The organism is Streptomyces sp. NPDC057486 (genome assembly GCF_042802415.1).
Lineage (GTDB): Bacteria > Actinomycetota > Actinomycetes > Streptomycetales > Streptomycetaceae > Streptomyces > Streptomyces yanii.
Genome location: NZ_JBHVEE010000085.1, coordinates 1 through 20,854 on the forward strand (window position 1 = coordinate 1; position 20,854 = coordinate 20,854).

A 20,854-nucleotide genomic window follows, 5' to 3' on the forward strand; every position below is an offset into this window, starting at 1 on the left:
GGCCCGCTGCGTGCACGGGCGCCCTCCGGCACTTGCGTGTGCCGGAGGGCGCCCGTGGTGTCCGGAGCGGGTGTGTGTCCGTCAGCCTGCCGTGATGGTGGCGATCCGCCGCTCGAAGGCCGCGAACGCGGCTTCCTGGCGCCACTGGACCCGCGCCTTCGCGCTGGCGTCCAGCAGGCGTCGGCACTGCTGCCGCGGGTTCTCCGTACCGGGCCTGTCGTGGCGGCAGGGGCCGGCGAGTCGGTAGCCGTCCCGGGTCGGGTTGCCCTGCCAGAGGCCGGCGCCCGGCAGGAAGGCGTACTCCAGGGAGGCCCGCGCGAGGTCCTTCAGGTCGCGGTAGCCGAGGCCGTACGTCGTGGCGGCGTACTGGTACTCGTGCCCGATGTCGATCCGGGAGACGCCGGGGTCGTCGGTGGCCAGCACGACGGGCACGCCGTAGGCGCGGTAGGTCGTGAAGGGGTGGTCGGCGCCCTTGACCCCGAGGATCTGGGCGTTGCTGCTGAACGGGACCTCGACCGCGATCTGCCGGGCGGCCATCGTGCGGGCGAGCTGCCGCCAGTTGTCCTCGTGGACCAGATCGACACCGTGGCCGATGCGCTCGGCGTGAGCGACGTTCACGGCCTCACCGATGTGGAAGGTCAGGTCCTCGGGCTTGACCAGGCCGGGCCACAACTCGCCCGCGTGCAGGGTGATGTGAGCCTTGGGGTACACGTGGTGCAGGTAGTCGAGCATCCGCATCTGAAGGCTGTAGTTCCGCAGGGAGCTGTCCCAGTCCTCCGGCTGCACCAGATTCACGGCGACGAACCGTTTGTCCCGTTCGGCGAGGCGCAGTCCCAGGGCCATCTGCGTGAAGACCCGCTCGGGCGAACTGCCGCGTGAGACCTGGGAGATCCACCGCACCGGAAGCCGGCAGCCGGCCTCCGCGCGGGGCGTGCCGCACTGTGCCGCCGTGCGGAACTCCGCGTCGGACTCGTCCGTCTCCCGGCTCGCCTCGGCGACCAGCTTGTCGAGCTTGCCGCCGGCCAGCAGCTTGCTGTGCAGCCTCGCCAGGTCCGGGTCCCAGCCGACCTCGGCGGCCAGGTCCCTCGCGCCGTCGGACGCGGGCGTCACCATCGTCTCCAGATAGAACTGATTCTGTTTCGCGACGCTGTTGGCCACTTCGGCGAGGAGCTTGCCCCGGTGGCGCCAGGTGACCTCGCCGAACTTCCCGAACGTGTCGAAGAAGTGGTCGTGCCCCGACTGCCCCGGCGGGAAGTCCTGCATGGACCACGCCTGCAGCACCGAGCGGCGGAAGGGGCCGTCGGACAGGGCGTCCGAAGCCGGTCGTCGGCCGGGGCCGCACGGCGGCTGCACCGCGGTCAGCGTCGCCGCGTCGATGCACAGTCCGTCTTCCGCGGCGAGCGAGATGAGGTATTCGGTCGAGACGGCACCGGACAGGTGGTTGTGCAGGTCCCCTCCCTTCGGCAGTGCTGTGAAGAAGGCCTTCAGCGCGGCCGGATCGTGCCGGATCGTGGCGAGCCGCGCGGAGGCCAGGGACTCCCCGCGGGTGGGTGCGGGCCGGGGTGCGGCAGCGGGGGACCGCGTGGCGGCCACCGTCTGCGCGGCGGCGGGCAGCGAGCCCGGCAGCAGGGTCAGGACGACGAGGGCGCCGAGACCGATCGGGGCCAGGGGGCCACGCGGGCGGCGCACGGAGCGGCGGTTCACGGAGATCACCTGCGCATGATCCCGATTTCGGACGGCGCTGAACGCGCGACGGGCGGGCACCTGGCCGGGACCACCCGGCCGAGTGATCACGCCCCACGTCCTGCTGTCCCCTCCCGTCGGTCCACGAGCGCCTGGCGCACGCAGGCACGCACCTGTCCGTCGACCGCCTGCTCCTCGGCCGGTGCGGGTCCGGTACGGCCTGTGCCCTCGCGGACGGGCGGCCGGCCGTCGGGGGAAGGCCGGCCGCGCGGCTCACCCATGACCGGCGGCGGTCGGACCTGGCGCGGCGGGGGAGTCGACGAGAGGGCGGCGCCGGGTGGGTGCGGCCGCCCCGTGCGGAACGGGGCGGCCGCACCCGCGTACTCCTGTCGGCCCTCAGTCCTCGCCCTCCAGGTCCCCCTCCGTCTCCAGGAACGCCTGACGCAGCGCCTCCAGTACCGCAGGGTCCGGCTTGGCCCACATGCCGCGGGACTCGGCCTCCAGGAGGCGTTCCGCGATGCCGTGCAGGGCCCAGGGGTTGGCCTGCTGCAGGAATTCGCGGTTGGTCGGGTCCAGGACGTACGTCTCGGTGAGCTTGTCGTACATCCAGTCGGCGACCACGCCCGTCGTCGCGTCGTATCCGAAGAGGTAGTCGACCGTCGCGGCGAGCTCGAAGGCGCCCTTGTAGCCGTGGCGGCGCATCGCCTCGATCCACTTGGGGTTGACCACGCGGGCGCGGAAGACGCGGGACGTCTCCTCGACGAGGGTGCGGGTGCGGACCGTCTCCGGGCGGGTGGAGTCGCCGATGTACGCCTCCGGGGCCGTGCCGCGCAGGGCGCGGACCGTGGCCACCATGCCGCCGTGGTACTGGAAGTAGTCGTCCGAGTCCGCGATGTCGTGCTCGCGGGTGTCCGTGTTCTTGGCGGCCACGGCGATGCGCTTGTACGCCGTCTCCATCTCGTCGCGGGCCGGGCGCCCGTCGAGTTCGCGGCCGTAGGCGTACCCGCCCCAGACGGTGTAGACCTCGGCGAGGTCGGCGTCGGTGCGCCAGTCGCGGCTGTCGATGAGCTGGAGGAGACCCGCTCCGTACGTACCGGGGCGGGAGCCGAAGATGCGGGTGGTGGCCCGGCGTTCGTCGCCGTGTTCGGCGAGGTCGGCCTGGGCGTGCGCCCGGATGTGGTTCTGCTCGGCCGGCTCGTCGAGGGATGCGGCGAGGCGTACCGCGTCGTCGAGCAGGCCGATGGTGTGCGGGAACGCGTCCCGGAAGAAGCCGGAGATGCGCAGCGTCACATCGATGCGCGGGCGGCCCAGTTCGGCGAGGCCGATCGGTTCCAGGCCGGTGACGCGGCGCGAGGCGTCGTCCCAGACCGGGCGGATGCCGAGCAGCGACAGTGCCTCGGCGACGTCGTCGCCGGAGGTGCGCATCGCGCTGGTGCCCCAGAGGGAGAGGCCGACCGAGGTGGGCCACTCGCCGTTGTCGGTGCGGTAGCGCTCCAGGAGCGAGTCCGCCAGGGCCTGGCCGGTCTCCCAGGCGAGGCGGGACGGGACCGCCTTCGGGTCGACGGAGTAGAAGTTGCGGCCGGTCGGCAGGACGTTGACCAGGCCGCGCAGCGGGGAGCCGGACGGGCCCGCCGGGACGAAGCCGCCGTTCAGGGCGTGGACGGTGTGGTCGAGTTCGGCGGTGGTGGCGGACAGTCGGGGCACCACCTCGCGGGCGGCGAAGTCGAGGATGTCCGTGACCGCTCGGGGATGCGATGCCGTGACGGTCGCGACGGCCGCCGGGTCCCAGTCCGCGTCCTCCATCGCCTGGACCAGGGCGCGTGCCTGCTCCTCGGCCTCGTCGGCGGTGGTGCGGGTGGCGGCGGACTCGTCCAGTCCGAGTGCCTCGCGCAGGCCGGGCAGCGACGCCGTACCGCCCCATATCTGGCGGGCGCGCAGGATCGCCAGGACCAGGTTGACCCGGTCCGCACCGGCCGGTGCGCCGCCCAGGACGTGCAGGCCGTCGCGGATCTGGGCGTCCTTGATCTCGCAGAGCCAGCCGTCCAGATGCATGATGAATTCGTCGAAGCCCTCGTCGTCCGGGCGGTCGTCGAGCCCCAGGTCGTGGTCGAGCTTGGCGGCCTGGATCAGGGTCCAGATCTGGGCGCGGATCGCGGGCAGTTTCGCCGGGTCCATCGCGGCGATCTGGGCGTGCTCGTCGAGGAGTTGCTCCAGGCGCGCGATGTCGCCGTAGCTGTCCGCGCGGGCCATCGGCGGCACGAGGTGGTCGATCAGGGTGGCGTGGACGCGGCGCTTGGCCTGCGTGCCCTCGCCCGGGTCGTTCACCAGGAACGGGTAGACGAGCGGGAGATCGCCCAGTGCGGCGTCCGGGCCGCAGGCGGCGGACAGGCCCGCGTTCTTGCCGGGCAGCCACTCCAGGTTGCCGTGCTTGCCGAGGTGGATCATCGCGTCGGCCCCGAAACCGCCGTCGTCCTGCGCCGCCGCGATCCAGCGGTATGCGGCCAAGTAGTGGTGCGAGGGCGGCAGATCGGGGTCGTGGTAGATCGCGATCGGGTTCTCGCCGAAGCCGCGCGGCGGCTGGATGAGAATGAGGAGGTTCCCGCGGCGCACGGCGGCGAGCACGATGTCGCCCTCCGGATTGCGGGAGCGGTCCACGAACATCTCGCCGGGCGGCGGACCCCAGTGCTGCTCGACGGCGTCGCGGAGCTCGTCCGGGAGCGTGGCGTACCAGCGTCGGTAGTCGGCGGCCGGGATACGGACCGGGTTGCGGGCCAGCTGCTCCTCGGTCAGCCACTCCTGGTCGTGACCGCCGGCCTCGATCAGGGCGTGGATCAGCTCGTCGCCGTCGCCGGAGACCAGGCCGGGGAGCTCGTCCTCGGGCCCGAAGTCGTAGCCCTCCGCGCGCAGTCGGCGCAGCAGGGCGACGGCGCTGGCGGGGGTGTCGAGACCGACGGCGTTGCCGATACGGGAGTGCTTGGTCGGGTAGGCGGAGAGGACGAGCGCGAGGCGCTTGTCCCCGGCCGGGATGTGGCGCAGCCGTGCGTGGCGTACGGCGATTCCGGCGACGCGTGCGGCGCGTTCGGTGTCGGCGACGTACGCGGGCAGCCCGTCCTCGTCGACCTCCTTGAAGGAGAACGGGACGGTGATCAGCCGGCCGTCGAACTCGGGGACCGCGATCTGGCTGGCCGCGTCGAGCGGGGAGACGCCCTCGTCGTTGTCCTCCCAGTCGCTGCGCGAACTGGTCAGGCAGAGAGCCTGCAGGATCGGCACGTCGAGTCCGGTGAGCGCACCCGCGTCCCAGGACTCGTCGTCGCCGCCCGCCGATGCCTCGGCGGGCCGGGTGCCGCCGGCGGCGAGGACGGTGGTGACGATGGCGTCGGCGGCGCGCAGTTCGTCGATGAGCGCGGGTTCCGGGGTGCGCAGCGAGGCGACGTACAGGGGGAGGGCGCGGGCGCCCGTGTCCTCGATCGACCGGCAGAGGGTGTCGACGAACGCGGTGTTCCCGCTCATGTGGTGGGCGCGGTAGTAGAGCACCGCGATGGTCGGGCCTTCGGTGGCGCGCGCGGTGCGCTCCAGAGGGCCCCAGGACGGTGCGGGCGCCGGGGGTTCGAAACCGTGGCCGGTCAGCAGCACGGTGTCGGAGAGGAACCGGGCCAGCTGGTCCAGATTGGCCGGGCCGCCGTGTGCCAGGTAGGCGTGGGCCTCGGCTGCGATCCCGATCGGGACGGTGGAGGCGGCCATCAGCTGTGCGTCGGGGGCCTGTTCGCCGGTGAGGACGACGACCGGCCTGCCGGTGGCGAGGACGTGGTCGAGCCCTTCCTGCCAGGCGCGGACACCGCCGAGGAGGCGTACGACGACGAGGTCGGTGCCGTCGAGGAGAGCGGGGAGGTCGTCGAGCGGCAGCCGCGAGGGGTTGGCGTAGCGGTAGGTCACCGGACCGTCCGCGGCGCGGGCGCTGAGCAGGTCGGTGTCGGACGTCGACAGGAGCAGGATCATGCGGCGTCGGGCCTTCCTCGGGGTGTCCACGCCCCGGGCGGTGTCGGAATGGGGTCTCCCCTGCTCGAGCGGGATCGAGAGCTCGGGGAAGGGAGTTCCTGACTCGCCCGGCCGCCCAGGCCGGACTCACAGTGGCGGGACCGCGCCGGACTTGCACCGGGCTTCCTCCCCTATCGCCGTCTCCGGCGATGCCGGGCCGGGTGGCCCGTTGCTAGGCATAGTAAGGGCCTTGCATCAGATGGGTTCATACAGCTCGGAATGATGGTCGGTATGCTCGCCGCCATGTCCACTTCCGACACCCCGCCTTCGGCCCCGGGGGAGCCCGTCTCCCGTGACCGCGGTGATGCCTGCCCGGGGTCGCTGCGGCTCCACCGGGCGGACGACGGGGCGCTGGCGCGGGTCCGGATCCCCGGCGGCGTGCTGACTGCCCGACAGGCGGACGCGCTCCACGAGGCAGCGCGGGAGTTGGGCGACGGTGAGCTGCATCTCACTTCGCGTGGCAATGTCCAGCTGCGCGGCCTCGGCCAGGAGTGCGGCGGACGGCTCGCCGAACTCCTGGACGGGGCTGGGCTGCTGCCGTCCCGGAGCCATGAGCGGATACGTAACGTCGTGGCCTCCCCGCTCTCCGGGCTCGACGGACGGGGCCACCGGGATGTCCGGCCGTGGCTGACCGCGCTGGACGCGCTGTTGTGCGGAAGTGACAAAGCGGCCGGACTGTCCGGCCGCTATCTCTTCGCGCTGGACGACGGCCGTGGCGACGTCGATGCCCTGGGTGCGGATGTGACGTTGCTCGGACAGAGCGACGGAAGCGCGCTCCTGCGGATCGGGGCGTCGGAAGCGGTGCTGAGGGTCCCCGGGGACGATGCGCCGCGCGCGGCGCTGATCGCCGCCGAGTCGTTCCTGGATGCGGCGCAGGAGACGGGCGTCTGGCGGGTGAGTGAACTGCCTTTTGCTGCCGCAGAGTTGCTGGAGCCGGTGGGGGCGGCGTTGCGGGTGGCCGGTGCTGCGGAGCGCGTACCCCCGGCGGCGACGGCGCAGGAGCCCGCGTACGGCGTCGTCGGCACCGCGGCCTGTGTGGGGGTGCCGCTCGGGCGGCTCACCGGTGAGCAGTGGAAGAGCCTGTCCCGCGTGGGCCGCGAGCTGCGGTTGACCCCGTGGCGGAGCGTCGTCGTGACGGGCGTGACGCCCGGCGACGCGGCGGCGCGGCTGCGCGAGTGGGGCGCGGCCGGACTGATCGCCGGACCCGACTCCGCGTGGACGGGGGTCGGTGCGTGCATCGGACGGCCCGGCTGTGCGAAGTCCCTGGCAGACGTTCGGGGCGACGCGGAGGCCTTCGTACGGACCGTCGGAGAGCCCCTTGCCGGGCAGCTCCCCGTCCACTGGTCCGGCTGCGAACGCCGCTGCGGTCACCCCAAGGGCGTCTGGGCCGACGTCGTCGCCGTTCCCGGCGGGCACCGGGTGACCCGGGTCCGCGGCGACGAACGGGACGCTCCCGTGACGGTCCACGGCAGTCCGTCCGACCTGGCCGCCGCGGTGAACGCCGCCCGCCGTACCCGTATCTGAACCACCGACCCGAGGGCGCTGCAGCCCGACCACCGACCGGAGAGAGCGAAACCACCGTGTTCCAGTACGAGAAGGACGGACCGGCGATCTACCGCCAGTCCTTCGCCACCATCCGCGCCGAGGCGGATCTCGCGGGGCTTCCCGCCGACGTCAGCCAGGTCGCGGTCCGCATGATCCACGCCTGCGGCATGGTCGACCTCGTACGCGACATCGACTTCACCCCGGGGGTCGTGGCCGGTGCCCGCGCGGCGCTGCGCTCCGGTGCGCCGATCCTGTGCGACGTGGCCATGGTCGCCAGTGGCGTCACCCGCAAGCGGCTGCCCGCCGACAACGAGGTCATCTGCACCCTGTCGGACCCCACGGTCCCCGATCTCGCCAGGAAGCTCGGCACGACCCGCAGCGCCGCCGCGATGGAGCTGTGGCGGGACCGGATGGAGGGGGCGGTGGTGGCCGTGGGCAACGCACCGACCGCCCTGTTCCGGCTGCTCGAGATGATCGAGGAAGGCGCTCCGCGCCCGGCCGCCGTCATCGGTGTGCCCGTCGGCTTCGTCGGAGCCGCCGAGTCCAAGGACGCCCTGGCCGACCACCCGTCGGGTCTGGAACACCTGGTCGTACGGGGCCGTCGCGGCGGCAGCGCCATAGCCGCGGCCGCGCTCAACGCGATCGCCAGCGAGGAAGAGTAAGAGTGAGCGAGCAGAACACGGGCCGGCTGTACGGGGTGGGGCTCGGCCCCGGCGATCCGGCACTGATGACCGTACGTGCCGTGCAGACCATCGCCGAGGCCGATGTCATCGCCTATCACAGCGCCCGTCACGGACGGTCCATCGCACGCTCCATCGCCGCCGGGCACATCCGCGCGGACCACATCGAGGAGAAGCTGGTCTATCCGGTCACGACGGAGACCACCGACCACCCGGGCGGCTACCGGGGTGCGATGGAGGAGTTCTACGGCGAGGCCGCGGCCCGGCTGGCGGTGCACCTGGACGCCGGGCGGACGGTGGCGGTGCTCGCCGAGGGCGACCCGATGTTCTACGGCTCGTACATGCACATGCACAAGCGGCTCGCCGACCGGTACCCCACCGAGGTGATCCCCGGGGTCACGTCGGTCAGCGCCGCCGCCGCCCGGCTCGGCACCCCGCTCGCCGAGGGCGAGGAGGTGCTGACGATCCTGCCCGGCACGCTGCCGGAGGAGGAGCTGACGGCCCGCCTGGCCGCCACCGACGCCGCCGTGGTGATGAAGCTGGGGCGCACGTTCCCCGCCGTGCGGCGCGCCTTCGAGGCTTCCGGGCGACTGGACGAGGCGCACTACGTGGAGCGCGCCACGATGGCCGGGGAGCGCACCGGCGATCTCGCGGACACCGACCCGGATTCCGTTCCGTACTTCGCTGTCGCGGTGCTGCCCAGCCGGATCGACGCGCCCCGGCCGGAGGCGGCCGAGGACGCGGAGCGCGTGGGTGAGGTCGTGGTCGTCGGGACCGGTCCCGCCGGTCCGCTGTGGCTGACCCCGGAGTCCCGCGGGGCGCTGGCCGCCGCCGACGATCTCGTCGGCTACACCACGTATCTGGACCGCGTCCCGGTCCGCCCGGGACAGGCCCGCCACGGCTCCGACAACAAGGTGGAGTCGGAGCGTGCCGAGTTCGCCCTCGACCTGGCCCGGCGCGGACGCCGCGTGGCCGTGGTCTCGGGCGGCGACCCGGGGATCTTCGCCATGGCGACCGCCGTCCTGGAGGTCGCCTCGCAGGACGCGTACGCGAAGGTGCCCGTGCGGGTGCTGCCCGGGGTGACCGCGGCCAACGCCGCCGCCGCCCGCGCGGGCGCGCCGCTCGGCCACGACTACGCCACGATCTCGCTCTCCGACCGGCTCAAGCCGTGGGAGGTGATCGCCACCCGGCTGCGCGCGGCCGCGGCGGCGGACCTGGTGCTGGCGCTGTACAACCCGGGTTCGCGCACCCGCACCGAGCAGGTCGGCAAGGCCCGTGACCTGCTGCTGGAGCACCGTTCGCCGGATACTCCGGTGGTGGTGGGCCGGGATGTGGGCGGGCCGTCGGAGAGCGTACGCATCGTCACCCTGGCGGAGCTGGAACCGGCCGAGGTCGACATGCGGACGATCCTGCTGGTTGGTTCCTCGCAGACGCGGTCGGTGCGGCGGGGGGACGGTCAGCAGATCGTGTGGACGCCGCGGCGGTACCCGGAGGCCTGAGGTCCGGTCTCTCAGCCGTGCAGGCCGGACAGCCAGTCCACGGCGAGTTCCGGTGTGGGGACCACGGGAACGCCGTCCGGGACCGGTGGCCGGCGGACCACCACGACCGGGACACCGGCCTCCCGGGCCGCGGTCAGTTTCGGCGCGGTGGCGTCACCCCCGCTGTCCTTGGTGACGAGGACATCGATGCGGTGACGGCGGATCAGTTCGCGCTCCCCGTCGAGGGTGAACGGCCCCCGGTCCAGCAGGACCTCCATCCGCGCCGGGTGCGGTCCGTCGGGGGCGTCCACCGACCGCATCAGGAACCACTGCGAGTCGAGACCGGCGAAGGCGGCGAGCCCCATCCGGCCCGTGGTCAGGAAGACCCGCTGCCCGAGCCCGGGCAGTGCCCGCGCCGCCTCGGCCAGGGATCCGACCGGGTGCCAGCGGTCGCCGTCCGTGGGCACCCAGCCGGGGCGGCGCAGAGCGAGCAGGGGAACATGGGCAGCGGCGGCGGCCGACGCCGCATGGAAACTGATCGTCCCGGCGAAAGGATGGGTGGCATCGATGAGCGCGTCGACCCGGTGCGTCCGCAGCCACGCGGCGAGCCCCTCGGCTCCGCCGAACCCGCCCACCCGCACCTCGCCGGGCGGCAGCTTCGGACTGGCCACGCGTCCGGCCAGCGAACTGGTGACCCGGGCCCCGGCCGGGAGCGCCCCGGCCAGGTGCTCGGCGAGACGGCGGGCCTCCGTGGTGCCACCGAGGACGAGTACGTGCATGGGATCGGTCCAGACATGAGTGAGGCGAGAGGAGGGCGCAGCGCCCAACTCAAACACACCGGTCTGCGGCCCGGCTGGACGACCGGTGCCTGTGCGACCGCGGCCACGACCGCCGCGTACACCGCCCTGCTGACCGGCGACTTCCCCGATCCGGTGACCGTCGTCCTGCCCAAGGGCCAGAGCCCGGCGTTCGCCCTGGCGGTGGAGGAGCTCGCCGGCGACCGGGCGACGGCCGGCGTGGTCAAGGACGCGGGAGACGACCCGGACGTGACGCACGGCGCGCTGGTACGGGCCACGGTGCGACGGTTGCCGCCGGGTTCGGGCGTGGTGTTCCGGGCCGGTCCTGGCGTGGGCACCGTGACCCGCCCCGGTCTGCCGCTCGACGTCGGCGAGCCCGCGATCAACCCGATGCCGCGGCAGATGATGCGCGACCACATCGCGCGCGTGGCGGCGGACCACGGGGACACGGGCGACGTCGAGATCACCGTGTCCGTCGATCACGGCGAGGAGATCGCCCGGTCCACGTGGAATCCGCGCCTCGGCATCCTGGGCGGCCTGTCGATCCTCGGCACGACCGGGATCGTCGTCCCCTACTCCTGCTCGGCGTGGATCGACTCGATCCGCCGGGGCGTGGACGTGGCCCGCGCCGCGGGACACACGCATGTGGCGGGATGCACGGGGTCGACCTCGGAGAAGACCGTCGTCGCCGAGTACGGCCTGCCGGAGATCGCCCTGCTCGACATGGGCGACTTCGCCGGGGCGGTGCTCAAGTACGTACGCAGGCATCCGGTGGACCGGCTGACGGTCTGTGGAGGCTTCGCGAAGCTGTCCAAGCTCGCGGCGGGCCATCTGGACCTGCACTCCGCCCGCTCCCAGGTCGACAAGGGGTTCCTCGCCGAACTCGCCCGGCAAGGCGGCGCGGACGCGTCGCTGACCGCCGAGGTGGCGGACGCCAACACGGGTCTGGCCGCCCTTCAGCTGTGCGCGGCGGCCGGGGTCCCGCTGGGCGACCTGGTCGCGGTGGCCGCCCGCGACCAGGCGCTGTCGGTGCTGCGCGGCGCGCCGGTGGCCGTGGACGTCATCTGCATCGACCGGGCGGGCACGGTCGTCGGCCGCAGCGACGTGCGCTGACGCGGTCGGCGCCGCCCGTCAGCAGACGTGCCGGTCGCGCTCGGCCGAGTAGAGGTGGCTGTCGCGGAACTGCTCGGCGCCGAGCGTGCGGCCGACCATGATGACGGCGGTACGGATCACCCCCGCGGCCTTCACCTGCTCGGCGATGTCACTCAGCGAACCGCGCAGGATCAGCTCGTCCGGGCGGGACGCCATGGCCACCACGGCGGCCGGGCAGTCGGCCCCGTAGTGCGGCAGCAGCTCCTCGACGACCCGGTCGACGTACCGGGCGGCCAGGTGCAGCACGATCAGCGCACCGCTGCGGCCGAGCGTGGCCAGGTCCTCGCCCTCCGGCATGGCGGTGGCGCGGTGGGCGATCCGGGTGAGGATGACGGTCTGGCCGACGGTCGGCACGGTCAGCTCCCGCTTCAGGGCTGCGGCGGCCGCCGCGAACGCCGGCACACCGGGCACCACTTCGTACGGCACAGCTGCCGCGTCGAGCCGCCGCATCTGCTCGGCGACCGCGCTGAAGACGGACGGGTCGCCGGAGTGCAGCCGGGCCACGTCCTGCCCGTTCTCGTGGGCGCGCACCAACTCGTCGGTGATCTCGTCGAGGTTGAGCTGCGCGGTGTCGACGAGGCGGGCGTCCGGCGGGCATTCGGCGAGCAGTTCGCGGGGGACCAGGCTGCCCGCGTACAGACAGACCTGACAGGCGGCGAGCGTCCGGGCGCCGCGCACCGTGATCAGGTCGGCGGCGCCGGGGCCGGCGCCGATGAAGTACACGGTCATCTGTTCTCTCCTGACGAGGACGGTGCGGACGGTATCGGGGGGGTGCCGGGCTTGCGCACGGACCACTGGGTGACCGGCATGGCCTGGCGCCAGCCGGTGAAGCCGCCGACCGGCACGGCGTGCGCCACCGCGAGCCGAACCAACTCGCCGCCGTGGCGCCGGTACCGCTCGGCGAGCAGTGCCTCGGACTCCAGCGTGACGGTGTTGGCGACCAGCCGTCCGCCGGGCGGCAGCGCGTCCCAGCAGGCGTCGAGCAGCCCCGGCACGGTCAGCCCGCCGCCGATGAAGACGGCGTCCGGCACCGGCAGTCCGGCCAGTGCTTCCGGTGCCCGGCCGCTGACCACGCGCAGCGCGGGGACGCCGAGCCGGTCCGCGTTACGGGCGATGCGTCCGGCCCGCACCGGGTCGCGTTCGACGGTGACGGCACGGCAGGACGGGTGGGTGCGCATCCACTCGACCGCGATCGACCCGGAACCGCCGCCGATGTCCCACAGCAGTTCGCCGGGCGCCGGGGCCAGTGCCCCGAGCGTGGCCGCGCGGACATGCCGCTTGGTGAGCTGACCGTCGTGCTCGTACGCGTCGTCCGGCAGCCCGGGTACGGCGCCGAGCCGCAGCGCGTCCGGGGCACGACGGCACTCGACCGCGATGACGTTGAGCGGATCGCCCGCCGGATGCGCCCAGCCGTCGGCCGTCCCTGTGACGCAGTCCTCGGCGTCGCCGCCGAGCTGTTCCAGCACCCGCATCGGGCTGGGGCCGAAGCCGCGTTCGCGCAGCAGCGCGGCCACGTCTGCGGGGGTTTCGGCGCCCGCGCTCAGCACCAGCAGGCGCCGGCCCTCGTGCAGGGCGGCGGCCAGGCGGGCGGCGGGCCTGCCCACCAGCGTGACGACCTCGGTGTCCTCCAGCGGCCAGCCGAGCCGGGCGCAGGCGTAGGAGACGGAGGACGGATGCGGCAGGACGCTGAGGTTCCCGGCGCCCAACTCCTCGCAGAGGGCGCGCCCGATGCCGTAGAACATGGGGTCGCCACTGGCCAGCACGGCGATGCGGAGCCCCTGGTGCGCGGCCAGCAGACCGGGCACGGCGGGCCGCAGCGGCGAGGGCCAGGGCACCCGCTGTCCCGCGCACTCCGGCGGCAGCAGCTCCAACTGCCGTGCACCGCCGATCAGCACCTCGGCGCGGAGCAGCGCCGTGCGCGAGGTCCCGGGCAGTCCCTCCCACCCGTCGGCACCGATCCCGACGACGGTGGGCGCAGGGGGCGGGGGTATTGCGGGCTCTGCGGGGATCACGGCCGGTACCTCGGTGTTCGGGGGTTTGACGCAGCCGAAACTCTACTGTTCGCGCTGACCGCTGAGATCGTTCCTGGCGGGTGAGCATCGCCATACGTACGTGCCTCGGGCCGGCCGACGCTTCTCCTGACGCCCCTGCCCGGTCCGCGCGCCGGGCAGGGGCGTTCGGGGCCGGCGCCGGCTCAGAAGTCGAAGACGGGCCCCGCGGTCGCCTCCATGACGCAGGCGTTCGGGTAGGTGCGCTGCCAGTCCACCGCGGTGCCGTTGTACGTCCCCTGTGCGGTGACCGTGACGGGGTCGTGGATCAGGGGGCACGGGTGCGGGTTGCCGGGCAGCTCGTCGAGGTCGCCCCCGGCCTCGTTCAGGGCGGCGCAGGCCTCCGATGCCCTCGGGTGGTGACTCCAGGAGGCGAGCGGACACTGGAGGCCGATGCCGCGGATCCAGGTGTTCTCGCTGCCGGAGACGGTCAGGAAGAGGGTGCTCCCCGGGGTGTCGGCGTGCGCGGTGGGAGCCAGGAGCAGGGGCGTGGCCAGGGCGGCGGCGGTCAGTGAGGCCGCGCTCAGACGCCGGACGACGGAAGAGATGATCATGATCTGGACAACGAACAGCCGGTCATGAGGACACGAGCGGCGCGCCGCGTGCACGTGACCTCACAGCTGTGCGCGTGCCCTCATGGCCGGCCGGCCGGCGCGATGTTCTGGTTGGTGTGGAAGAAATTGTCGGGGTCGTACACCTGCTTGACCGCCGAGAGCCGGTCGTAGTGGTCGCCGTAGGTGGCCCGTACCCGGTCCTGGGACTCGCCCACGCCCATGAAGTTCACGTACGTCCCGCCCATCGACTGCGGATGCAACTCCTCCCAGTAGTCCACACACCACTGCCTGATCGCCTCGGCGTTGTCCGGGTCGGGGTCGATGCCCGCGATGACGCCGGACCAGACGGCGTCGCGGTACGCCCAGGCCGTGTCGTCCGGGCCGATCCGGTGGGCGGCCCCGTCGACCGGGTACAGGTGGGTCGTCGACAGGTCCGTGGGGAGGTTCTCGGCGTACTTGGCGTGGACGGCGATGGCGTCGTCCGTGATCCGGTCGAAGAAGTTGCCCCGCCAGTACCACTGCAGTCCGCTCGGGAGCAGTGCGTCGAACATCGTCTGGAGTGCCGGGTAGGGCATCGGCGAGGTGAAGTGGAAGGCAGGCGGACCCGGTTCGTCCACGACTTTCAGGGTGGCGTCGAGGAGCTCGGGGTCGCCGGTCCAGCACCAGACGACGCCGCACATCTTCTGGCCGTGGATCTCCTCGGGGAACGGCGGGCCGGGCGGGACGGTGAGCGCCAGGAAGAAGCCGTTCAGATCCTCGGGCGCCTGCGGCAGGAAGTCCCGGTACCACTCCAGGACTTCGCGGATCCGGTCGACCGGCCACACGGTGATCGCGACCCCCACGGTGTCCACCGGGTGCAGCCGGAGTTCGCACGAGGTGACGATGCCGAAGTTCCCGCCTCCGCCGCGCAGCGCCCAGAACAGGTCGGAGTTCTCGTTCTCGTCCGCGGTGACGTGGCTGCCGTCGGCCAGGACGACGTCCGCCGCGAGGAGGTTGTCCACGGTCAGGCCGTACCTGCGGGTGAGATAGCCGTGGCCGCCGCCGAGGGTGAGGCCGACGACCCCGGTCGTCGACAGGATTCCGGAGGGAGTGGCCAGGCCGAACGCGTGGGCGGCGTGGTCGAGATCGCCGAGCAGGGTGCCGCCGCCGACCCGGCCGGTCCGGGCGGCGGCATCGATGTGCGCCCAGCGCATCGGTGACAGGTCGAGGGTGACGCCGTCGTCCACCAGGCACAGACCCGCTCCGCTGTGTCCGCCGCCCCGCACGGCGAGTTCGAGACCCTCGTCGCGGACGAAGTCCACCGCGGCCATGACGTCCGCCGCGTCCGCGCACCGCACCACGGCGGCCGGACGCCGGTCGATCATGCCGTTGTAGATCGTGCGGGCGTCGCGGTATTCCGGGTCCTGCGGGCCGATGACCGGACCGCGCAACGCGGCCCTCATCGCTTCGAGCGTGGTGGAGTCCATGGCCGTCTCCTTGCCGCGGGTGCGGACCGCTGTCCTCTCCACGCTCCCGCCGGTCGCAGGGCCGTGCAATCGGCAGGCGCGGCGCAAAGAGCGGGATGCGGTGTGCCGCAGGTCGGGAGCAGTGGGCGGGTTGCCCGGACGGGCGCACCATGAATCCATGGACCGACCCCTTGGTGATGCGAGCCCGCCGGGGCGCCTCGCCGAGCCCGGCGAGGGCATCAGCCCGGAGGAACTCGCGCTCGCCGCCCGCAACCACGGTCTGCCGCTGGAGGCGCTGCGCTACGACATCACCCCGCCCGGACTGCACTATGTGCTGGTCCACTACGACATCCCCGAGATCCGGGACGGCTCCGTGCAGCTCACCGTGCACGGCAGGGTCCGGACGCCGCTGGCACTGGACCTGGCGGCGCTGCGGTCGTTCCCGGCCGTCACACTGCGCGTCACGATGGAGTGCGCGGGCAATGGCCGGGCCCGGCTCGTACCGCGGCCGGTGAGCCAGCCGTGGCTGGTCGAGGCGGTCGGTACGGCGGAGTGGACGGGGGTGCCGCTGCGGCTGCTGCTCGCCGAGGCCGGGGTGGAGCCGGATGCCGTCGAGGCGGTGTTCTGCGGTGCCGACCACGGTGTCGAGCGGGGCGTCGAGCAGGACTACCGGCGGAGCCTGCCGGTGGACGTGGCCACCGGCGACACGCCGGAAGTGCTGGTGGCGTACGCGATGAACGGCGGTCCGCTGCCGCCGCAGCACGGCCATCCGCTGCGGCTGGTGGTGCCCGGCTGGTACGGCATGGCGCACGTGAAATGGCTTCGGGAGATACGGCTCACCGAGACCCCGTTCACCGGCTTCCAGCAGACGACCGCCTACCGCTACCGGCAGGAGCCCGACGATCCCGGTGAAGCCGTCACCCGGATGGCCCCCCGGGCGCTGATGATCCCGCCCGGGTTCCCGGACTTCATGTCCCGGACCCGTTTCGTACGCCCCGGTCGGGTGCTGCTCCGGGGCCGCACCTGGTCGGGGGAGCCGCCGGTCGTCCGGGTCGAGGTGAGCACGGACGACGGCCGCTCCTGGTACGACGCCGAACTCGCCCCGCCGGACGGGGACGGCAGGCACACGTGGGCCTGGCAACGGTGGCAGGCGCCGTGGAAGGCGGTGCCGGGCACCCATGTCCTCAGCGCCCGTGCCACCGACGCCGGTGGCCGGGTCCAGCCCCTCAGCCAGCCGTGGAACCGTGGCGGCTTCGGCAACAACTCGATCCAGCGGATCGTCGTCCACTGCGGGTGGGGTGAGCCCACTGCGGAGTGGGATGAGCTCAGACGAGGAGCTTCGTCTTCGCCCGCTGGAACTCCTCGTCCGTGATCGCGCCGCGGTCCTTCAGCTCGGCGAGTTTCGCCAGCTCCTCGACGCTGCTGCCGCGTTTCGCCGGGCCGGTCGTGTCACCGGTGGCGGCGGCTTCCCGTACGTACGCCTTGAAGGCGGCTTCCCGCTCCTTGGCTTCCGCGACGTCGCGCTTCCCCATGGATTTACCGCGTGCGATCACGTAGATCAGGACGCCGAGGTACGGCAGTACCAGGGCCAGGATCAGCCAGCCCGCCTTCGCCCAGCCGCCGAGGTCGTCGCTGCGGAAGATGTCCGAGATGACCTTGAAGAGGAGGAAGAGCCACATGATCCAGAGGAAGAACCAGAGCATGGTCCAGAAGAGGTTGAGCAGAGGGTATTCGTCCACGTTCCGCTCCCTGGTCGTCGCGTCGTTCGGCTCGTCGCTCCGTGTCGGTGACACAGTCCTGAACGACTGAATCCTCAATCAGTCATATCATCAGATTTCGGACCCTGCCCGCTGTCGTACGGGCCGTTCCTCAGGGGCCGTTCCCCGGAGGCGGCGCGGAGTACCGTGGAATGACCGAGGGAGGCGTGTGGCGTATGAGCGCCGCAGATGGGTCCGCCTGGAGCCCGATCGGGGCGATCGGCCGCGTCACCGTGCCGATCCCGCCGAACGGCCCCGGCGAGGTACTGGTGGCCGTACGGGGTGGGTCGGAGGCCTACACCGCATGGTCGGCGACGTCGATCGACAGGGACGTACGCGTCGTTGTCGTCGACTCGGTCTCGGCACGCGGCGTGATCGTCGAACGTCTGCCGTCCTGAACCGCGAACCGACGCCGGGGAACGACGCCGGGGACAGCGATGAGCGCCGCCGCACCGGGACATCACGTCGAGAAAAGGCGTACGGCAGGAGTCCGCTCATGTTGTTCTGGCACGTTCCCGCCCCCAACGAGGCGATGCTCATCTCCGGATCGAAACGGCAGACGCACGACACCCAGTTCCGGATCGTCACCGGTCACGGCAGTTTCGTCGTGCCGGTGAAGCAGAAGGTGCGCATGCTCTCCCTGGCGCTGCGCGAGGCGGAGATCACCGAGGACTGCGTCACCCAGCAGGGCATCCGTCTCAACGTCCGCGCCGTCGCCGTCTTCAAGGTCGGTGACGACGCCGTCTCCATCGCGAACGCCGCCCGTCGCTTCCTGTCCGAACAGGACCAGATGGAGGAGCTCGCCGGCCGGATCTTCGCCGGACACCTGCGTTCCATCGTCGGCGGGCTGACCGTCGAGCAGATCATCCGGGAGCGGAACCGGGTCTCCCAGGAGGTCATCGCGGGCAGCCACGGCGAGATGGAGAAGCTCGGCATCGTCGTGGACGCCCTCCAGATCCAGGAGATCGAGGACTCCACCGGCTACATCAAGAACCTCGCCGCCCCGCACGCGGCCGCCGTGGCCAGCCAGGCGCGGATCGCCCAGGCCAGGGCCGACCAGGAGGCGACCGAGCGGGAGCAGCAGGCCGCGGCGCTCAAGGCCGAGTACGAGCGGGACACCGCGATCAAGCGGGCCGGCTTCCTCGCCGAGACCGAGCAGTGCAACGCCCGCGCCGCCCAGGCCGGACCGCTGGCCCAGGCCAGGGCCTCGCACGAGGTCGTCGAGGAGCAGACCGCACTGGCCGAGCGGCAGGCGTCGCTGGCCGCGCAACGGCTGGAGGCGGAGGTCAGGCGTCCGGCCGACGCCGAGGCGTATCGGCAGCGCACGCTCGCCGAGGCCGCCCGCGACCAGACGAAGTTCCAGGCCGACGGCAGTGCGTACGCCGAACGGACCCTTGCCCAGGCGCAGGCCGACGCCAACACCGCGCGGGCCACCTCGCTCCGGGACGGCAATCAGGAGCTGATCGCGGCCAACCGCATCGTGGAGAACCTGCCGGCCCTGGCCGACGCGGCCGCCCGCGGGATGTCGGGGGCCGACCTCACCGTTCTCAACGGCACCAACGGTGTCAACGAGATGGCGGCGGGCGTGGTCAGCCAGGGGCTGGCGATCCTCCATGCGCTCCAGCGCGGCGCGAAGGCGGCGAAGCCGGCGGTCGACGCGAAGCGGGCGCCGCGCATCACCGACTCGAGCTGAGCCGGGCTGCTTCTCCGCTCCGGAGGCCTCCGGTACGAGGGATTTCGTTGCGGGGGCTTCCGCTGTGGGGGGCGCGGCACCCTCGTCCGTCGCCGTCCGCGCGGCTGCGGAAACCTTTCGCTGATACAGCAGAAGCCCCATGAACCCCGCGATGAACCCGAGGCCGCCGATGAGCGCGCCGTGCACGGGCGACTGCGGGGTGTGGTCGGTACGGGCAGGGGTGAGCGGTGCGGTCGTCGGAGGCCATCCGGGCAGGCTGCGAGCCGGCAACTGCTTCTCGAATCCGGCACCTTGGTGCAGCGGTGGGCATGGATGGGCGCAGGCGGACCAGTAAATGGTCAACCGTCCGTCCCGGATGGCGTAGAGTTGTGTTCACCGACGCGGGGTGGAGCAGCTCGGTAGCTCGCTGGGCTCATAACCCAGAGGTCGCAGGTTCAAATCCTGTCCCCGCTACTGAAGAATCAGGCCCGGCATGCATGAAGCATGCCGGGCCTGATTCGCGTTTCCGTCCCCCCTTCGGCCGACGCGGAGTCGCCGCGCGACGCCGCTCCGGCCAGCCTGGGGGAGTGGGGTGCGGCACCGTCCGCAGTCAGGCGCGTACCGGGCAGGAGGCCGCGGGGGCGCATCGGGCAGGAGACCACAGGAGCCGCTGCGCGTACCGGGCAGGAGACCACTGGTGGGGATGGCGGAGAAGCTGCGGGGGGTGCGGGCCGGGGGCGGCAGCCGTTCCCGGCGGTTCGTCGGCGTGCTGCCTGCACTGATGATCATCGTCGGGCTCGTGTTCGACATCCTCACCCCGCCGCCGTTCACCGCCGTGCCGCTCTTCGTGGCTGCCCCGCTGGTCGCCGCGCCGTTCTTCACCCGGGCGGGCACCGTCCGTATCGGCGCCGCCTCGCTGCTCTCGATCCTCGTCCTGCGGAGTGAGAGCGGCACGGTGCTGCAGGTCGTGCCGTCCCTCGAGATCCTCACCGTGCTCACCGTCTCGCTCCTCGCCCTCTTCATCAACGGAGTCGTACGGCGAAGCACTCAGCAGCTGGCTTCGGCGCGGGTCATCGCGGAGACCGCCATGCGGGCCGTGCTGCCGAAGCCGAACGACTGGATCGGCGGGCTGCAGGTCGCCGCGCGGTACGAGGCGGCGCAGGCGGACGAGTTCGTCGGCGGCGACCTGTTCGCCGTGGTGGACAGCCCGCACGGCGTGCGGCTGGTGGTCGGGGACGTGCGGGGCAAGGGGCTCGACGCGGTCGAGGCGGTGGCGGTGATCATCGGCGCGTTCCGGGAGGCCGCCGAGCAGGAGGCTTCGCTGGAGGACGTGGCGCAGCGGCTGGAGCGGGCGCTGGCGCGGGAGGGGGAGCGGCGCGGCGGGATCGATCCGGTCGAGGGGTTCGTCACCGCCGCACTCGCCGAGATCCCGCATGGCGGTGCCGAGGTACGGATCGTCAACCGCGGCCATCCCGAGCCGCTGCTGCTCCATGCCGACGGCGAGGTGGAGGTGCTGGTGCCGAGCGTGCCCGCGCTGCCGCTCGGTATGGGGCTGGGGGTGTGGCCGGACCTGGCCGACGTCTGGGGTCTGGCCGCCGGGACGACGCTGCTCGTCTACACCGACGGCCTCTCCGAGGCTCGGGACAAACAGGGGATCTTCTACGATCCGGCGGCCCGACTGCGCGGACGGCTCTTCCCCGGGCCCGAGGAACTGCTGTCCGCACTGACCGATGACGTACGGGTGCACACGGGTGGCAAGTCCACCGACGACCTGGCACTGGTGGCGGTCGCGCGGCCCGCGGAGGGGCAGCTGGAACGGCGCACGAAGGTGAAGATCGTGGGGCGCGGTCAGGAATGAGTCGCGACTGCGGTGAGCACACGAGGACGATGCCACCGTGCGTAATCGAAGAGTTCCGCTCCGCATAACGTTTGACGCAACGTCAGAAAGACGGTAGCGGCTGAGTCGGGGTCAACTCGTCCGATTCCACCCGGTTGTGTCCCGTAAAGT

16 protein-coding genes, 1 tRNA gene and 1 riboswitch are annotated in these 20,854 nt (G+C 72.4%); of the genes, 9 read left to right on the forward strand and 8 right to left on the reverse strand.

Translation table 11 applies throughout. The features are described 5' to 3' along the window. Nucleotides 1-81: 81 nt before the first annotated feature. Both ACFU6I_RS31425 and cobN read right to left on the reverse strand, forming a co-directional pair. On the reverse strand, nucleotides 82-1,713 hold the full coding sequence (locus ACFU6I_RS31425) for an adenosine deaminase (protein ID WP_384372770.1): 1,632 nt from the start codon (nucleotides 1,711-1,713) through the stop codon (nucleotides 82-84). 366 nt (nucleotides 1,714-2,079) lie between these two features. Then, on the reverse strand, nucleotides 2,080-5,679 hold the full coding sequence (gene cobN, locus ACFU6I_RS31430; protein WP_384372772.1) for a cobaltochelatase subunit CobN: 3,600 nt from the start codon (nucleotides 5,677-5,679) through the stop codon (nucleotides 2,080-2,082). Between the two features lie 92 nt (nucleotides 5,680-5,771). Continuing rightward, nucleotides 5,772-5,847, reverse strand: a riboswitch (cobalamin riboswitch). A gap of 102 nt (nucleotides 5,848-5,949) precedes the next feature. Here cobN and cobG point away from each other — a divergent pair. The 3 genes from cobG to ACFU6I_RS31445 are packed head-to-tail and all read left to right on the forward strand — an operon-like array spanning nucleotide 5,950 to nucleotide 9,442. After that, complete coding sequence (gene cobG, locus ACFU6I_RS31435) at nucleotides 5,950-7,242, forward strand: precorrin-3B synthase (protein ID WP_384372774.1); 1,293 nt, start codon at nucleotides 5,950-5,952, stop codon at nucleotides 7,240-7,242. A gap of 56 nt (nucleotides 7,243-7,298) precedes the next feature. Further along, a complete protein-coding gene (locus ACFU6I_RS31440) occupies nucleotides 7,299-7,925 on the forward strand; it encodes a precorrin-8X methylmutase (protein WP_266983401.1) in 627 nt (208 codons plus the stop codon). A gap of 2 nt (nucleotides 7,926-7,927) precedes the next feature. Beyond that, nucleotides 7,928-9,442, forward strand: coding sequence for a precorrin-2 C(20)-methyltransferase (locus tag ACFU6I_RS31445; RefSeq protein ID WP_384372776.1), 1,515 nt, complete (start codon nucleotides 7,928-7,930; stop codon nucleotides 9,440-9,442). Between the two features lie 11 nt (nucleotides 9,443-9,453). On the opposite strand, the gene ACFU6I_RS31450 is transcribed toward ACFU6I_RS31445, so the two are convergent. After that, the gene (locus ACFU6I_RS31450) at nucleotides 9,454-10,200 is read right to left on the reverse strand and encodes a cobalt-precorrin-6A reductase (protein ID WP_345512491.1); all 747 of its coding nucleotides are present in this window, start codon (nucleotides 10,198-10,200) and stop codon (nucleotides 9,454-9,456) included. A gap of 15 nt (nucleotides 10,201-10,215) precedes the next feature. Between ACFU6I_RS31450 and ACFU6I_RS31455 the strand changes: the two genes are divergently transcribed. After that, complete coding sequence (locus ACFU6I_RS31455) at nucleotides 10,216-11,331, forward strand: cobalt-precorrin-5B (C(1))-methyltransferase (protein ID WP_384372778.1); 1,116 nt, start codon at nucleotides 10,216-10,218, stop codon at nucleotides 11,329-11,331. A gap of 18 nt (nucleotides 11,332-11,349) precedes the next feature. On the opposite strand, the gene cobM is transcribed toward ACFU6I_RS31455, so the two are convergent. From cobM to ACFU6I_RS31475, 4 genes are all read right to left on the reverse strand, one after another. Beyond that, entirely contained in the window at nucleotides 11,350-12,099 is a 750-nt protein-coding gene (cobM, locus tag ACFU6I_RS31460; protein WP_345512488.1) for a precorrin-4 C(11)-methyltransferase, read from the reverse strand. Continuing rightward, entirely contained in the window at nucleotides 12,096-13,382 is a 1,287-nt protein-coding gene (gene cbiE, locus ACFU6I_RS31465; RefSeq protein WP_384372780.1) for a precorrin-6y C5,15-methyltransferase (decarboxylating) subunit CbiE, read from the reverse strand. The genes cobM and cbiE overlap by 4 nt, the downstream gene beginning before the upstream one ends. Nucleotides 13,383-13,564: 182 nt before the next feature. Continuing rightward, a complete protein-coding gene (locus ACFU6I_RS31470; protein ID WP_384372782.1) occupies nucleotides 13,565-13,972 on the reverse strand; it encodes an SSI family serine proteinase inhibitor in 408 nt (135 codons plus the stop codon). A gap of 80 nt (nucleotides 13,973-14,052) precedes the next feature. Then, on the reverse strand, nucleotides 14,053-15,438 hold the full coding sequence (locus ACFU6I_RS31475; RefSeq protein WP_384372784.1) for an FAD-binding oxidoreductase: 1,386 nt from the start codon (nucleotides 15,436-15,438) through the stop codon (nucleotides 14,053-14,055). Between the two features lie 157 nt (nucleotides 15,439-15,595). On the opposite strand from ACFU6I_RS31475, the gene ACFU6I_RS31480 reads away from it, so the two are divergent. Continuing rightward, nucleotides 15,596-16,789 carry a sulfite oxidase gene (locus ACFU6I_RS31480; RefSeq protein WP_384372786.1) on the forward strand — a complete coding sequence of 398 codons (1,194 nt, stop codon included), beginning with the start codon at nucleotides 15,596-15,598 and terminating at the stop codon, nucleotides 16,787-16,789. Here the strand turns inward: ACFU6I_RS31480 and ACFU6I_RS31485 are convergent. After that, nucleotides 16,743-17,156, reverse strand: a complete 414-nt coding sequence (locus ACFU6I_RS31485; protein ID WP_384372788.1) for an SHOCT domain-containing protein — start codon at nucleotides 17,154-17,156, stop codon at nucleotides 16,743-16,745. The two genes, ACFU6I_RS31480 and ACFU6I_RS31485, sit on opposite strands and share 47 nt — an antisense overlap. 194 nt (nucleotides 17,157-17,350) lie before the next feature. Here ACFU6I_RS31485 and ACFU6I_RS31490 point away from each other — a divergent pair, with 194 nt between their 5' ends. From ACFU6I_RS31490 to ACFU6I_RS31505, 4 genes are all read left to right on the forward strand, one after another. After that, the gene (locus ACFU6I_RS31490) at nucleotides 17,351-17,572 is read left to right on the forward strand and encodes a hypothetical protein (RefSeq protein ID WP_358858281.1); all 222 of its coding nucleotides are present in this window, start codon (nucleotides 17,351-17,353) and stop codon (nucleotides 17,570-17,572) included. A 98-nt stretch (nucleotides 17,573-17,670) separates the two neighbouring features. Further along, nucleotides 17,671-18,867, forward strand: a complete 1,197-nt coding sequence (locus tag ACFU6I_RS31495; RefSeq protein ID WP_384372790.1) for an SPFH domain-containing protein — start codon at nucleotides 17,671-17,673, stop codon at nucleotides 18,865-18,867. Nucleotides 18,868-19,246: 379 nt separating this feature from the next. Further along, a tRNA-Met gene (locus tag ACFU6I_RS31500) sits at nucleotides 19,247-19,320 on the forward strand. Nucleotides 19,321-19,549: 229 nt separating this feature from the next. Further along, complete coding sequence (locus ACFU6I_RS31505) at nucleotides 19,550-20,704, forward strand: PP2C family protein-serine/threonine phosphatase (RefSeq protein ID WP_384372792.1); 1,155 nt, start codon at nucleotides 19,550-19,552, stop codon at nucleotides 20,702-20,704. The last annotated feature ends 150 nt before the right edge of the window (nucleotides 20,705-20,854 follow it).